The 14,537-nt window shown below is 33.5% G+C and carries 15 protein-coding genes; 7 read left to right on the top strand and 8 right to left on the bottom strand.

Going from position 1 to position 14,537, the window contains the following annotated elements; genetic code table 11:
- Positions 1-27: 27 nt before the first annotated feature.
- From CA2559_RS07405 to thrC, 3 genes are all read left to right on the top strand, one after another.
- A complete protein-coding gene (locus CA2559_RS07405; RefSeq protein ID WP_013187241.1) occupies positions 28-375 on the top strand; it encodes a DUF4160 domain-containing protein in 348 nt (115 codons plus the stop codon).
- Positions 372-1,298 carry a homoserine kinase gene (locus CA2559_RS07400; protein ID WP_013187240.1) on the top strand — a complete coding sequence of 309 codons (927 nt, stop codon included), beginning with the start codon at positions 372-374 and terminating at the stop codon, positions 1,296-1,298. Before CA2559_RS07405 ends, CA2559_RS07400 begins: the two co-directional genes overlap by 4 nt.
- Before the next feature lie 110 nt (positions 1,299-1,408).
- Complete coding sequence (thrC, locus tag CA2559_RS07395) at positions 1,409-2,707, top strand: threonine synthase (RefSeq protein WP_041241152.1); 1,299 nt, start codon at positions 1,409-1,411, stop codon at positions 2,705-2,707.
- Between the two features lie 40 nt (positions 2,708-2,747).
- Here thrC and CA2559_RS07390 read toward each other — a convergent pair whose 3' ends face one another.
- The 7 genes from CA2559_RS07390 to CA2559_RS07360 form a co-directional block, all read right to left on the bottom strand.
- Positions 2,748-3,173, bottom strand: a complete 426-nt coding sequence (locus CA2559_RS07390; RefSeq protein WP_013187238.1) for a RidA family protein — start codon at positions 3,171-3,173, stop codon at positions 2,748-2,750.
- A 149-nt stretch (positions 3,174-3,322) separates the two neighbouring features.
- Positions 3,323-4,732 carry an FAD-dependent oxidoreductase gene (locus tag CA2559_RS07385; RefSeq protein ID WP_013187237.1) on the bottom strand — a complete coding sequence of 470 codons (1,410 nt, stop codon included), beginning with the start codon at positions 4,730-4,732 and terminating at the stop codon, positions 3,323-3,325.
- A 102-nt stretch (positions 4,733-4,834) separates the two neighbouring features.
- Complete coding sequence (dtd, locus tag CA2559_RS07380) at positions 4,835-5,287, bottom strand: D-aminoacyl-tRNA deacylase (protein WP_013187236.1); 453 nt, start codon at positions 5,285-5,287, stop codon at positions 4,835-4,837.
- A 9-nt stretch (positions 5,288-5,296) separates the two neighbouring features.
- A complete protein-coding gene (rsgA, locus tag CA2559_RS07375; protein ID WP_013187235.1) occupies positions 5,297-6,244 on the bottom strand; it encodes a ribosome small subunit-dependent GTPase A in 948 nt (315 codons plus the stop codon).
- A gap of 1 nt (position 6,245) precedes the next feature.
- Positions 6,246-7,328 carry a bifunctional 3-deoxy-7-phosphoheptulonate synthase/chorismate mutase type II gene (locus CA2559_RS07370; protein WP_013187234.1) on the bottom strand — a complete coding sequence of 361 codons (1,083 nt, stop codon included), beginning with the start codon at positions 7,326-7,328 and terminating at the stop codon, positions 6,246-6,248.
- Between the two features lie 46 nt (positions 7,329-7,374).
- Positions 7,375-8,532, bottom strand: a complete 1,158-nt coding sequence (locus CA2559_RS07365; RefSeq protein WP_013187233.1) for a pyridoxal phosphate-dependent aminotransferase — start codon at positions 8,530-8,532, stop codon at positions 7,375-7,377.
- A gap of 11 nt (positions 8,533-8,543) precedes the next feature.
- Positions 8,544-9,371, bottom strand: a complete 828-nt coding sequence (locus CA2559_RS07360; RefSeq protein ID WP_013187232.1) for a prephenate dehydratase — start codon at positions 9,369-9,371, stop codon at positions 8,544-8,546.
- A 296-nt stretch (positions 9,372-9,667) separates the two neighbouring features.
- Here CA2559_RS07360 and gldA point away from each other — a divergent pair, with 296 nt between their 5' ends.
- Positions 9,668-10,573, top strand: coding sequence for a gliding motility-associated ABC transporter ATP-binding subunit GldA (gene gldA / locus CA2559_RS07355; RefSeq protein ID WP_013187231.1), 906 nt, complete (start codon positions 9,668-9,670; stop codon positions 10,571-10,573).
- On the opposite strand, the gene rsmG is transcribed toward gldA, so the two are convergent.
- Positions 10,570-11,199: a 16S rRNA (guanine(527)-N(7))-methyltransferase RsmG gene (rsmG, locus tag CA2559_RS07350; RefSeq protein ID WP_013187230.1), complete on the bottom strand. Its 630-nt coding sequence runs from the start codon at positions 11,197-11,199 to the stop codon at positions 10,570-10,572. The two genes, gldA and rsmG, sit on opposite strands and share 4 nt — an antisense overlap.
- A 150-nt stretch (positions 11,200-11,349) precedes the next feature.
- On the opposite strand from rsmG, the gene CA2559_RS07345 reads away from it, so the two are divergent.
- The 3 genes from CA2559_RS07345 (at position 11,350) to CA2559_RS07335 (ending at position 14,536) form a co-directional block, all read left to right on the top strand.
- Positions 11,350-11,967: a hypothetical protein gene (locus tag CA2559_RS07345; protein WP_013187229.1), complete on the top strand. Its 618-nt coding sequence runs from the start codon at positions 11,350-11,352 to the stop codon at positions 11,965-11,967.
- A 269-nt stretch (positions 11,968-12,236) separates the two neighbouring features.
- A complete protein-coding gene (locus CA2559_RS07340; RefSeq protein WP_013187228.1) occupies positions 12,237-13,337 on the top strand; it encodes a fatty acid desaturase family protein in 1,101 nt (366 codons plus the stop codon).
- Entirely contained in the window at positions 13,337-14,536 is a 1,200-nt protein-coding gene (locus CA2559_RS07335) for a pyridoxal phosphate-dependent aminotransferase (RefSeq protein ID WP_013187227.1), read from the top strand. The genes CA2559_RS07340 and CA2559_RS07335 overlap by 1 nt, the downstream gene beginning before the upstream one ends.
- Position 14,537: the final 1 nt, after the last annotated feature.

The raw sequence follows: 14,537 nt of genomic DNA, 5'->3' as shown, positions 1-14,537 counted from the left end.
TTAATAGGGAAGAATTAAAATTTAATAATGGCCACATTAGTTAATATTCTTGAAGATTTATTAAATCAATATTGGAATACGAGTGGTGATAATATTGAACTAATATTAGAAAATTCAAATTCTAATATTAAAGAACGAGTAAAAACAATCAATAATTTAGAAATCATTATTTATTCTAATGATCATAATCCACCACACTTCCATGTAAAGTCTAAAGATTTAAAAATTAATGCAAAATTTTTAATTTCAAATGGTGAATTAATTAGTGGAACGATGAAGAGAAAAGATTTAAAAAAGATTGAAACCTTTTACTCAAGCCCGAAAACACAATTCTTATTGAATAAAATTTGGTCTAAAAAAGACCTAAATAAATGAAAAACCAAATTAAAATTTTCTGTCCAGCAACGGTCGCCAATGTGTCTTGTGGTTTCGACGCCTTAGGCTTTGCTTTAGAAGCAGTTGGTGATGTCATGACGTTTACCAAAACTGAAACTAAAGCTATTCGAATCACTAAGATTAATGTAGATTCTTTACCAAAGGAGACCGATAAAAATTGCGCAAGTGCTGTGGCTAAAATTATGTTAGAAGATGCTAAGGCAAATTTTGGCGTAGATATAGAAATTCACAAAGGCTATAAATCTGGCAGTGGTTTAGGTAGTAGTGCTAGCAGTTCTGCTGGCGCAGCGTTTGCTATCAACTATTTTCTAAACAATTATTTTACAGAACAGCAATGCCTAAAATATGCTATGTATGGTGAACAGGTGGCTTGCGGATCTCCAATTGCAGATAATGTTTCAGCGTGTTTGTTAGGCGGTTTTGTACTTATAAGATCTTACGAACCTCTAGATGTAAGACAGCTTCCAGTTCCAAATGACTTAATGGTGAGTGTAATACATCCTCAAATTGAAATAAAAACACAAGATGCTAGAGATATTTTACCTAAAGACATTCCTATAACTAATGCAATTACACAATGGGCAAATGTTGGCGGACTTATAAGTGGCTTATATGAAAACGACTATGATCTTATTGGCAAATCTTTAGTTGATGTTGTTGCAGAACCTTACCGTAAAACGCTTATTCCTAATTTTGATACTGTAAAAGAACATGCGTTAAACGCTGGTGCTTTAGGTGTTGGAATTTCTGGGTCTGGACCTTCTATTTTTGCACTGAGTAAAGGCCTTACAACTGCTAAAGCTGTTGCTGAAGCGATGACAAATGTTTATAAAACTACAGATATTGAATACAAGACATACGTATCAAAGATTAATTTGAAAGGCGTGCATTTGATAGATTAATGCTTGTCTTTCTGAATTTGATTTAAATCTGATTCATTAAAATTTTCGTGTTAAAGCAAGGAATACTAAAGAAGTTTCCGCATAAAAACGGAATAACAATTACACAGTTTATGACCTATTATAGTTTAAACGGAAAAGCAAAACAAGTAAACTTTGAAACTGCAGTACGTAAAGGCTTGGCAGAAGATAAAGGCTTGTATTTTCCTGATCATATTTCAGCATTACCAAAATCATTTTATGATGCCATTGAAAATTTATCACCTACCGAAATCGGTTATCATGTTATCAAACAATTTGTAGGAGATGAAATTCCAGAAAACGATTTAAAAATTATAATTTCTGAAACATTAGATTTTAAATTTCCTGTTGTATCTGTTGAAGAAAATGTAGGATCACTAGAGTTGTATCATGGTCCTACTTTGGCATTTAAAGATGTGGGTGCTCGCTTTATGGCACGTTGCTTAGGGTATTTTAATACCTCTCAAAAAAATACAGAAAAAGTAACCGTACTTGTTGCCACTTCTGGAGATACAGGCGGCGCAGTTGCAAATGGCTTTTATAATGTTGAAGGTGTAAATGTTGTTATACTCTACCCTAGCGGAAAAGTGAGCCATATACAAGAACAGCAACTTACAACCTTGGGAGGAAATATTGAAGCTATTGAAGTTGATGGCACGTTTGACGATTGCCAAGCAATGGTGAAGAAAGCATTTTTAGATAAAGACTTTAAGGGGAAACGCAACTTAACCTCAGCAAACTCAATAAATGTGGCGCGTTGGTTACCACAAATGTTCTATTTCTTTTTGGCTTATAAACAATTAAAGTCTCTGGATAAGAAGCTTGTATTTTCAGTACCAAGTGGTAATTACGGAAATATCTGTGCTGGAATGATGGCGCAAAAACTGGGTTTACCGATATCCCATTTTGTTGCTGGAACTAACGAGAATGACATAGTTCCAGAATATTTAAAAACTGGAATCTATACCGCAAAACCATCTGTAGCAACAATTAGTAATGCCATGGATGTTGGCGACCCAAGTAATTTTATCCGCATTCAAAAAATTCACGATAATGATGATACGACCTTAAAACAACATCTTTCAGCGTATCGTTATAGTGATACTGAAACTGAAGATGCTATGATTCAGCTATATAAAACACATAATTATATAGCAGATCCTCACGGCGCAATTGGATATTTAGCGCTGAAAAAATATCAAGAATCGAATCCTGATACCTATGGTGTGTTTCTAGAAACCGCGCATCCTTGTAAGTTTTTAGATGTGATACCGAAGTCAATAGTTGATGCTGTTAATATTCCGAAGAGTATTAAAGCGATTATGGATAAAGAGAAAAAATCTACATTATTAATTACGTATACCGAGTTAAAGGAGTATCTCTTAAAGTAATTATAAGATTTAACCCAAACATATTACTTTACTGTATTTACTATGCTTTCGGCTTATATGCCATTGCTTTAATCTCTACCACTAAATGAGGATGTGGTAATTGGTGTACAGCAACTGTAGTTCTTGTTGGTCCAGTTTCTGAGTTAAAATACTCTGCATATACTTCATTGTAACCACCAAAATCATTCATATTTACTAAAAATGTGGTAACATCTACAACGTCTTCCATTGTTGCACCTTCAATAGCTAAATAGTCTTTAATGTTTTCTAAAACTGCTTTAGTTTGTTCTCTTATGTCTAAATGCATTGTGCCCATACCATCTTTTTGATGCACACCTGCAAAGGTATTATCGGGTAAACGACTACTCGTGCCGGAAATAAATATAAAATCACCAACACGTTTTACGTGAGGATATGCACCTCTTGGTTTTGCCTTACCATTTACTAAAGTTGATTTGTTTGCCATAATATTTTGTCTTTTCACAGATATCAATTCGAGTGGTTTAATGTGAATTTGAGAACATATAAAGTGTATAGGAATCCTTTGATGTTGTATTCACTATAGTAATTTCCCGATCATTTAAAATGACTCAATATGATACTGATTTATGTTTTTTATAAATTTCCAATCACCTCATCATCGTGCAAGATGTCTTGGGTTTCTTTATTTACGATATTAAGTTTTTCTTTTAAGGGTAATGTATCTGGTAATTTACCATCATCTAACAAATTGAGTATTGCTTTATCTTGTGCTCTTCCTCTCATCTTTGCTTCCTTATATCCTATATCTTCTTTAAAAGTAACCAAACTGTATTTAGAGTGATAGTCTTCAGGAAATTCTGCTTCAAAAGCCATTTCTAATTTTCGTTTTTGCTGAAATAAGTCACTAGCTGTATGCTCTTTCATTTCGTGAAAATTATCAACTGCAAGATTGGCAATTGCATCTGTATCTGGTTTTCTAGCAGCTTCATAGGCTTTAAAAATAGCTTCCCAAGATTCTCCTTCATGAGCATCTAAAATATCATCAAAAACCGCAACATCTTCAAAAGAAGCATTCATACCTTGACCATAAAACGGAACTATAGCATGTGCTGCATCTCCTAAAATTAAGTTCTTACCATAGCAATGCCAAGGTGAACATTTAATAGTACCTAAAGGACCAGTTGGGTTTTCGAAAAATTCTTCAGCTAAATTTGGTATGAGCTCCAAAACATCTGGGAATTCTTTCTCAAAATATTCGGTTACCATTTCTGGAGTTGTTAATGTATCATAACAATAATCTGAATCTGAATATGGCAAAAATAACGTCACCGTAAAACTACCGTCTAGATTTGGTAATGCAATAAGCATGTCTTCGCCTCTTGGCCATATATGGAGTGCATTCTTAAATGTTCTGTACCCATTATTTTCTGCTGGTGGTATAGACAATTCTTTATAGCCGTGCGTTAAATAGTCTTGAGAAAAGCTAAAGAGAAAGTTTTTATTTAAAAACATACTTTTTCTCACAGAAGAGCCTGCACCATCTGCACCCAAAATAACATCTGCAGAGAATGTGGTTTGTTCTTTAGTTGTGTAATCTTCAAACGTAGCTTTTGCTTCTTCTAAACTTACGTTTTTACAAGCTAGATTATATTTAATCTCAATATTATCCATCTTGTCACAGGCGTCTAAAAGCATTGCATTTAAATCTGTTCTGGAAATAGAATTTATATATTCATTGTCTCGACCACTGTAGTTAGACATAAATGGTTCTGCGCCCAAATTATGAATCATTCTTCCGTGCATTGGAATGCAAAGTTTTTTTACCTCTTCTTCCAGACCAACACGTTTAATACCTTTCATACCTCTATCACTAAAAGCTAGGTTAATACTACGTCCTGCATCTTGGTGCACTTCACGTAAATCTGGTCGTTTTTCTATAAGTTGTACTTGGTAGCCACGTTGTGCCATACGTAATGCCAAAAGGCTTCCGCATAGTCCTGCTCCAATAATTAATATTGAGGATTGTGTGTTATTAGAGTTCAATAGTATTTGTTTGAAAGTTTAGATACAGTTCTGAAACACAAAACTTAGGTAGTGTAACTTTTGTGATTGTCTAAAATTACGGAATAATAAAAGATTTAGGAACTACTCTTTATGCTTTGTGTCTATAGTAATAGTAACAGGACCATCATTTAGCAACTCTACTTTCATATCGGCTCCAAAAATACCTGTACCAATAGGTTTACCTAAATCTGTTTCCAATTGTTTTACAAAGGCTTCATACAATGGAATGGCTTGTTCTGGCTTAGCTGAGTTTAAGAAACTTGGTCTGTTTCCTTTTTTGGTTGAAGCAAATAAGGTGAATTGTGATACTACAATAGCATTACCATTTATAGCTTTTAAAGACAAGTTCATATTACCATCTTCATCACTAAAAATACGAAGGTTTGCTATTTTATTACTTAGCCAAGTAATATCTTCTGAAGTGTCATTTACACCAACACCTAACAGAATTAATAATCCTTGATTAATTTCAGCATTTATAGAACCATTTATTGTTACTGATGCCTTTGTTACACGTTGTATAACTGCTCTCATAATAAAAAATTATTTCTCGTAAATATCTTTACGGTAGTGTTCTTCTTCACCTTCAAGAATCTGTAAATAGCTTTTGTACCTACTCCACGCTACCTTGCCATCTTCTAAGGCATCTTTTACAGCACATTTTGGCTCATTAATGTGTAAACAGTTGTTGAATTTACATCCTGATTTAAGTTCGAAAAACTCTGGAAAGTAATTTGCAAGTTCTTCTTTGTCTATATCTACCACACCAAAACCTTTAATTCCTGGTGTATCTATTATACGGGCATCGAAAGATAAATCGAACATTTCTGCAAATGTGGTAGTATGTTGACCTTGTGAATGGCTTTCACTAATCTTGGTGGTTTTAAGGTTAAGGTTTTCTTCAATAGCATTTACCAAAGTACTTTTACCAACGCCACTATGACCAGAAAACATACTAGTTTTTTCTGTCATCACTTCTTTAACCTCATCTATATTTAAACCTGTTTTAGCAGAAATCTCTATACACCTATAACCAATAGTTTTATAAAGGTGCATAAGGTACTTAACTTCGCCATATTCTTCTTCGGAGTAAGTATCTATCTTATTAAAAAGGAGAATAGCATTTATATGATAAGCTTCGGCTGTTACCAAAAATCGATCTATAAATGTGGTAAATGTAGGCGGATTATTAAGGGTAACTAAAAGAAAGGCGATGTCTACGTTAGATGCTATGATGTGCGTTTGCTTAGAGAGATTTACAGATTTTCTTACTATATAATTCTCGCGCTCCTCAATATCTTTTATAACACCAATAGTATCATCGCCTTTAGTTTCAATATCAAACTTTACGTGATCACCCACAGAAACCGGATTGGTACTTTTAATACCTTGAATTCGGAATTTACCTTTAATACGGCATTCATAAAACGTACCGTTTTCTGCCTTAACGGTGTACCAACTTCCTGTCGATTTGTATACTGTTCCTTTCAAATTAATTATTAATCACCTTTTTTTGGTGGTTTATAGATTCTTGATGTATGCCTTTAAATACTTTTAAGATAAACTCTTCACTTAAATGTTGTTCTTCTCCCATTAAAATCATTTTCCCTAAGATTTCATTCCAACGCTTAGTTTGTAAAATTGCAACATTGTTTTCTTTCTTTAGGTGTCCTATATCATCTGCAACGCGCATTCGTTTTCCTAAATGCTCGATAATTTGATGATCTATAATATCTATTTTAGACCTTAAGGTATTAATCTTATTTCTAAATTCTGCTTCTTGACCTTCTTCTTTACGTATGCGTAAATCAACAGTCATTTGTTTTAAAGCATCTGGTGTAATTTGCTGTGCAGCATCACTCCAAGCTTCATCTGGTGTATGGTGAGTTTCAACCATAAACCCATCATAATTTAAATCTAATGCTGTTTGGCAAAGATCGAAAATTATATCACGACGACCTGCAATATGAGATGGATCTAATATTAATGGTAAATCTGGAAAACGTTGTTGCAAATCAATTGGTATTTGCCATTCAGGATTATTACGGTAGCGTGTTTTCTCATATGTAGAAAAACCTCTGTGTATCACACCTAGATTTTTTACGTCTGCTGTATAAAATCGCTCTACGGCACCTAGCCATAATGCTAAATCTGGATTTACAGGATTCTTAATTAATACCGTTTTATCTGTTCCTTTTAACGCATCTGCAATTTCTTGTACAATAAAAGGAGATACCGTTGTACGAGCACCTATCCACAATATATCAATATCGTGTTTTAGAGCTAAATCTACATGGTTTGCATTTGCAACCTCTGTAGTAGTTAGCATTCCTGTTTCTTCTTTAGCACGTTGCAACCACTTTAATCCTAATGCGCCTACGCCCTCAAAATTTCCTGGTCGAGTACGAGGTTTCCATATACCTGCACGTAGTACAGTTGCATCACTATCTTTTAGTTGGTGTGCTATATTTAAGACTTGATCCTCTGTTTCTGCACTACAAGGTCCTGCAATAACCAAAGGATGATCTAATCCAAAGGCGTCTAACCAATTGCGTAATTCTTTTTTATTTTCCATAAGGTTTATTTCAGTGTCAATTATTGTAAATAGGATTGGTATTTACTTAAATGACTACTTGATGTTTTATTCGGTTAATAGATTCTTTTATGTGTTCTTTGGTGACACATAGAGAAAATCTTATAAAACCTTCTCCTTGAGAACCAAATATGGTTCCTGGTGCCACAAAAATATGATGTTTTTGAAGTAAATGATCAATAAAAGCTTCAGAAGTTTCACCTTTTGGCAATTTTGCCCAGACAAACATTCCTGCTTTTGAGGCTACAACCTCACAATTTAATAGATCAACTAATTTTAATAGTAGCTGTTTACGTTCTGCATACACGTTATTTAAGGATGTAAACCAAGAATGATTAGTACGTAATGCTTGTACAACTCCCATTTGCAATGGCAGAAACATACCGCTATCCATTTGTGTTTTCACCTTCATAACATGATTTATATACTCACTAGATCCAGACAACATTCCTACTCGCCATCCTGCCATATTAAAACTCTTACTTAAAGAATTTAACTCTAATGCAACCTCTTTTGCTCCTTGAACTGATAATATACTTAAGGGTTCATTATTTAAAATATGACTGTATGGATTGTCATTCACCACTAAAATATCATGCGTCTTAGCAAAAGCAATAAGTTTTTTAAATACCGTTTTAGTTGCCAAAGCGCCAGTAGGCATGTGTGGATAATTAAGCCACATTAATTTTACCTTGGTTAAATCTGTCTGCTCTAAAGCTTCAAAATCTGGCAAGTAATTATTTGCTTCTTTTAAGGTGTAAAATATAGGGTCTGCTCCTACTAATTTAGATACAGATGTATACGTTGGATATCCAGGATTAGGAACTAAAACTTGATCTCCAGGATTTAAAAACGCCAAAGAGATATGTGTGATACCTTCCTTACTTCCCATTAATGGTTGTATTTCTGAATCTGGCTGCAGATTTACATTAAAATATGTTGCATAATATTGTGCCATTGCTTCTCGCAACTGTGGCAAGCCTTTATAAGATTGGTATTGGTGTGCATTGGGCTCAAAAAGTGTACGCTGCAGTTCTTTAAAAGCTGCTTGTGGTGGTGCGCCATCTGGACTGCCTATACCCATATTTATTACAGGTTTTCCTGCAGCTACCATAGCTCTTACCTCACGTAACTTTGTAGCAAAGTAGTATTCTTTTATATGTTGTAACCTGTTTGCTGGCTTCATAATTTCTTTAATTATGCTTCTAATTTATTCTTGTATTCGCCTAAGATTTTCACATCTTCAATCATTACCTCTAATATCTCTATAGCCTTATCGTAGTTTTCTACATTTTCAAAAGTTACATCAACAAACATGGCGTAACTCCAAGGTTGATCTATTATGGGTATACTCTGTATTTTTGTGAGATTTAATTGGCAATCACTCAACACGTTTAAAGCTGTTGCTAAACTTCCTTTTTGATGACCAACTACCAACTTTAAAGACGCTTTATTAATAGTGTCCTTACGTTTGGTTTTATTAGCTTCTAAAATTAAAAATCGAGTCTGATTGGTTTTAACGGTATGAATATCTTTTGCTAAAATGTCTAAATCATACAAGTTGGCAGCAATAGGGCTTGCTACTGCAGCGATACCTTTTAATTGAGCTTCAGAAATTCTTTTAGCAACCTCTGCCGTATCATTATCTTCTACTAATTTAATATGCGGATAGTCTTTAAAAAAGGCCTTGCATTGTAACAATGCTATTGGATGAGATGCCACTTCATTAATATCGCTTAGAGTTTGTCCATTAAGTGCCATTACATTCATACTTATGTTTATATAGCTTTCTCCTATAATATTTAAGTTATGAGCATCTATTAAACTATAGTTTGGTAAAATGGTTCCTGCTATTGAGTTTCCTATTGCCATTACAGCATAATCTGACTTTCCATTTAATATAGATAACACTAATGTATCAAAAGACAAACACTCATCATATTGGTATGTATCTCCAAAATAATGTTGGGCAACCTGATGGTGAAAAGAGCCTTGTATGCCTTGTATAGCAATAGTATTTGTCATCATTTAAAATTTTCAGTTTTCAGTTTTAAGCAAAAAAAAAATTCCCGACTCATATGAATCGGGAATTGTATTATATATATACATAGATTTATCCCGATATCATTTCAGAAAGAAAAAATACCAGAAATAAAATGCTGTATGTAATGTCTTGTTGCTCATTATGAATGCTAAAGTATCATTATTATTTTACGAAACAAATAATTACAGCAATTAATCTGTAATAATTTTCGTTACAACGTTTGAGTTGAATATTTTTGTTATTCACACGAGACTAAACTTTACTTTAATCCTTATATATGTCTATACAGATTTCTAATCTCACAAAGCTTTATGGAACTCAAAAAGCTTTAAACTCTGTTTCTTTTTCTGTTGACAAAGGTGAAATAGTTGGATTTTTAGGACCAAATGGTGCAGGAAAATCGACATTAATGAAAATCTTGACTGGCTATCTTCCAGCTACTGAAGGCTCTGCAAAAGTATGCGATTTTGAAGTTAGCGAACATAAATTAGAAGTACAGAAACGTATTGGGTATTTACCAGAACACAACCCACTATATCTAGATATGTATGTGAGAGAATACCTTAGTTTTTGTGCTAAAGTGAATACTGTTGATACAAATACTATTGAATCTGTTATTACCGAGACTGGTCTATTACCGGAAGCTAACAAAAAAATAGGTGCACTCTCTAAAGGATACAGGCAACGTGTGGGTTTGGCCAGTGCATTATTACACAATCCTGATGTACTTATATTGGATGAACCAACAACCGGTTTAGACCCTAACCAACTTGTAGATATAAGACAACTTATTAAAACTTCTGGGGTTGATAAAACTGTGTTTTTATCAACGCATATTATGCAAGAGGTTGAGGCTATTTGTGATCGTGTTATTATAATTAACAATGGTGAAATTGTAGCAGACGAATCTTTATCTGATTTACGTAAAAACCAAAAACAAATTATTGAGGTAGAGTTTGATTATCGCGTAGAGACTGTTGCCATAGAGCGTATGCCAAATCTTACAAGTGCTAAAAACACCATAGGCTTTGTATACGAGTTAGAGTTTGACACCACAGAAGACATGAGACCTTCCGTTTTTGATTTTGCACATGATAATGGTTTAAAAACTCTTCAGCTTAATCAGAAAAATAAGAATTTAGAAGATTTATTTAGAGAACTCACCTCTAAACAACCAGCTTAAGGCTTATACTTAATTGGTAAGTGCACTACTTTTTTAGTGTCAAAAAACTCGTCTTTAAAAAAGTCTGTTAACTCGTAAATAGTAGCCTTAGGAAAATTTTGAAGCTCTTCAGATAAATCGCCTCCTTTAAGATAAAGAATACCATTTTTAAGTTCGTGGTTACTTTTCTTGGCAACCTTACCTTTTATCCAATGTGTAAAGGTTTCCATATGAGCAACAGCACGACTTACAATAAAATCATAGGTATCATTTATTTCCTCTACTCTGCTGTGACTAGTTTTTACATTAGTTAACCCAAGACCTTCAACAACCTCATCTACAACTTTTATTTTTTTTCCTATACTATCAACCAAATGAAATTGCACTTCTGGAAAAAGTATTGCAAGAGGAATTCCAGGAAAACCACCACCAGTTCCTACATCCATAACCTTTGCGCCATCTTTAAAAGACATCACTTTTGCTATCCCTAAAGAATGTAAGACGTGACGAGAATAAATCTCATCTATATCTTTACGGGACACGACGTTTATTTTCTGATTCCAATCCTTATATAGGTCACCTATTTTAGAGAATTGCTCTAACTGTAACTCTGTTAAATCTGGAAAATGTTGAATGATCTCTTTCAATGGTCTAAAATTTTATGCAAAAGTAATGAAATCATTGCTTGAAGGTTATGAATTTTTAGAGATGATTACCTTTAACACCTAAAAGTTTTTTCTACCTAAAAACAGTATCTTTAGGTGTAATAATATATAACTATACATTTACAATTTTAAATGAAGTTACTAGACAGACAAGATGTTTTCAAGCAGTATAAAATATTAGCGTCTCATATACACGGTATTCAACAGTCATTTTATGATGAAGATGAGGAAGAAAGTTACACTTCAAAATTTGATGCTATATCACTAACTGTAAAAGATTACAACACACATAATTTTTGCGCGAGAGTAGCAAGTGATCAAAAAGCGTTACATCCTTTAGAAATTTCAGATAAGTTGAAAGCTGTATTTACTGAAATTGATTGCGAAGCATTAATACTTATACCGTTTATAAAATTAGATTTTTTCTCTAGTAAAAATTCTACCTACACCGATATTGCTGAAGCTTATAAGAATTTGGCAACACATATTCCTACAAAAACCTATACTGAAGCTATTGAGGTTTCTCTTACTGATTTAAATGAGTTTGTACATATAATCTATACGCTTGCTACAGAAGATCTAAATTTTCCTGAGTTTACCGTGTGGTTTGATAAACAACAACGCTTTGCTTTTTTTATCTGTAGATATGGAAATTTACATATAACAGATTATACAGATGGCACTTTAGTAACAGAATCTCTTTTTCTTAAACACGATTTTAAATTAGATGATTATCCACAATTTGAATAAGTAAAATGTGTAATATTAATCATAGTAATAAGGTTTCAAAACAGCATAAAATAGCTTTAAACTAATGGCTTATCGCAACATTCTACTTAATGCACTGTAATTAAGACACATACACTTAGACTAAGTGTACTAATTCCCTAAGATTACATACATAATTATTTTTTTTATTTTAATTACTACAAAATGATTAGTTGAAGTTTACGTTAATAATTAAGCAAGCTAAACTCGACTAAGTCTTTATTTCTTACTTTTGTAAATCATACAAAATTATGCAACAACAACCTCTACGTTTCTCAAGAGTAGATTCTAAAAAATTTTTTAGAACCCTTAACAAGCGCGTTAATAATTACTTTAGGGAAAATGATATTAAACGTACCGGTAACTGGCAATTACACCTTAAGACCATTGTCATGTTCACGCTATTTTTAGCACCATATTTTTTAATTCTAACACTTAACATTGGCTTTCTTTGGAAGATTCTTTTAAGCATTGTCATGGGTGTTGGAATGGCTGGAATAGGAATGAATGTTATGCACGATGGTAATCACGGTTCTTACTCCAAGAAATCTTGGGTAAATAAAGTTATGGGTGGCACCATTTACTTTTTAGCTGGTAATGTTTACAATTGGCAGGTACAACATAATGTTTTACACCACACCTATACTAATGTACATGGACACGATGAAGACTTAGATGCCGGACGTGTTATAAGATTTTCTGAACACGCAAAATGGCGTAAGTTTCATAAATTTCAGCATTATTACTCAATCTTTCTTTATGGACTGTTAACATTTAATTGGGCTATTACTACAGACTTCAAACAATCTAGACGTTACTTAGCTCAAAAATTATCATATGGAAAGCTGCCTAGTCCATTAAAACAATGGAGTACCATAGCTATTACAAAGCTAATCTATGTGACATTGTGGATTGTAATCCCAATACTGTTTAGCAACCTTGCTTGGTGGCAGGTTCTTATCGGCTTTTTTGTAATGCATTATACAGCAGGTCTTATTTTAAGTGTTGTTTTTCAATTAGCACATATTGTAGATCATACAGAAATGCCATTACCAGATGAAGACGGTAATATGAAAAATACGTGGGCAATTCATCAATTAATGACCACTACTAACTTTTCAACAAAAAATAAAATAGTAAACTGGTTTACAGGTGGTTTAAACCATCAGGTAGAACACCATATATTTCCAAATATTAGTCATATACATTATACTAAGATTTCAGAAATAGTAAGAAATACTGCAAAGGAATTTAATCTTCCTTATCACGAATACGAAACAACTAGAAGCGCAATAAAAGCTCATTTCCTGCACTTAAAGCAAATGGGCGCTAAACCAACAATAGCGGCATAATGTCACAAACAACAACTACTCAACTTTCAGAACGTATTAACAGCATGCAAACCTCTCAAACATTGGCTATGGCAGCCAAGGCTAGAGAGTTACGAGCAGAAGGTAAAGATATTATAGGATTAAGTTTGGGAGAGCCAGACTTTAATACACCAGATTTTGTAAAAGATGCTGCAAAACAAGCCATAGATGATAATTATAACGGTTACACACCTGTTGATGGTTATGTTGAACTTAAAGATGCAGTAATTACAAAGTTTAAAAGAGACAATACTCTTACTTATAATCGCAATCAAATTGTAGTGTCTACTGGAGCAAAACAATCTTTAGCTAATGTTGCTATGGTATTGCTAGACAAAGGAGATGAAGTTATTTTACCTTGTCCTTATTGGGTAAGCTATGCCGAAATTGTAAAACTTGGTGAAGGTGTTCCTGTTGAAGTAGCAACTTCTATTGAAACAGATTTTAAGATGACAGCAGAGCAGTTACGTGCTGCCATTACTCCTAAAACTAAAATGATTTGGTTTAGTTCTCCTTGTAATCCAAGTGGTATGCTTTATAGCAAGGAAGAGTTAAGAGCCTTAGCAGATGTATTAGTAGACTACCCTAATATTATCGTGGTGAGTGATGAAATTTACGAGCACATAAATTTTGTTGGAGAACATTTTTCTATGGCACAATTTGAGGATATGTATGACCGTACCGTAGTAGTAAATGGTGTCTCAAAAGCTTTTGCCATGACAGGTTGGAGAATAGGTTATATTGGAGCTCCAGAGTATATTGCTCGTGCATGTAATAAGATGCAAGGTCAAATTACTAGTGGCGCAAACTGTATAGCTCAACGTGCAGTAATTACAGCATTAGAAGCTCCTGTGAGTAATATTCAATTTATGATTGATGAGTTTAAAAAGCGTCGTCAACTAATTTTAGGGTTATTAAACAACATAGAAGGCTTTGAAACAACAGAGCCACAAGGTGCTTTTTATGTATTTCCTAATGTATCTTCTTTCTTTGGCGAGACGTTAAGAGGTCATAAGATTGAAAATGCTACAGATTTCTCTATGTTTTTATTAGAAGAAGCTTTAGTTGCTACTGTTACTGGTGATGCTTTTGGTAATCCAGACTGTATTAGAATTTCGTATGCTGCAAGCCAAGACCAAATTAAAGAAGCTTTACAGCGCATAAAAGATGTTGTTTCTTAAT

It is taken from the genome of Croceibacter atlanticus HTCC2559 (genome assembly GCF_000196315.1).
Lineage (GTDB): Bacteria > Bacteroidota > Bacteroidia > Flavobacteriales > Flavobacteriaceae > Croceibacter > Croceibacter atlanticus.
This window is presented reverse-complemented; position numbering and strand designations above follow the sequence as displayed.

What these genes read in the sequence shown, in the direction of transcription:
- CA2559_RS07400 (WP_013187240.1), top strand. Translation starts at nt 372, where the DNA reads ATGAAAAACCAAATTAAAATTTTCTGTCCAGCAACGGTCGCCAATGTG.
- CA2559_RS07370 (WP_013187234.1), bottom strand. Translation starts at nt 7,328, where the DNA reads ATGGAAAATAAAAAAGAATTACGCAATTGGTTAGACGCCTTTGGATTA.
- CA2559_RS07390 (WP_013187238.1), bottom strand. Translation starts at nt 3,173, where the DNA reads ATGGCAAACAAATCAACTTTAGTAAATGGTAAGGCAAAACCAAGAGGT.
- CA2559_RS07335 (WP_013187227.1), top strand. Translation starts at nt 13,337, where the DNA reads ATGTCACAAACAACAACTACTCAACTTTCAGAACGTATTAACAGCATG.
- CA2559_RS07345 (WP_013187229.1), top strand. Translation starts at nt 11,350, where the DNA reads ATGAAGTTACTAGACAGACAAGATGTTTTCAAGCAGTATAAAATATTA.
- CA2559_RS07360 (WP_013187232.1), bottom strand. Translation starts at nt 9,371, where the DNA reads ATGACAAATACTATTGCTATACAAGGCATACAAGGCTCTTTTCACCAT.
- CA2559_RS07405 (WP_013187241.1), top strand. Translation starts at nt 28, where the DNA reads ATGGCCACATTAGTTAATATTCTTGAAGATTTATTAAATCAATATTGG.
- CA2559_RS07340 (WP_013187228.1), top strand. Translation starts at nt 12,237, where the DNA reads ATGCAACAACAACCTCTACGTTTCTCAAGAGTAGATTCTAAAAAATTT.
- dtd (WP_013187236.1), bottom strand. Translation starts at nt 5,287, where the DNA reads ATGAGAGCAGTTATACAACGTGTAACAAAGGCATCAGTAACAATAAAT.
- gldA (WP_013187231.1), top strand. Translation starts at nt 9,668, where the DNA reads ATGTCTATACAGATTTCTAATCTCACAAAGCTTTATGGAACTCAAAAA.
- thrC (WP_041241152.1), top strand. Translation starts at nt 1,409, where the DNA reads ATGACCTATTATAGTTTAAACGGAAAAGCAAAACAAGTAAACTTTGAA.
- CA2559_RS07365 (WP_013187233.1), bottom strand. Translation starts at nt 8,532, where the DNA reads ATGAAGCCAGCAAACAGGTTACAACATATAAAAGAATACTACTTTGCT.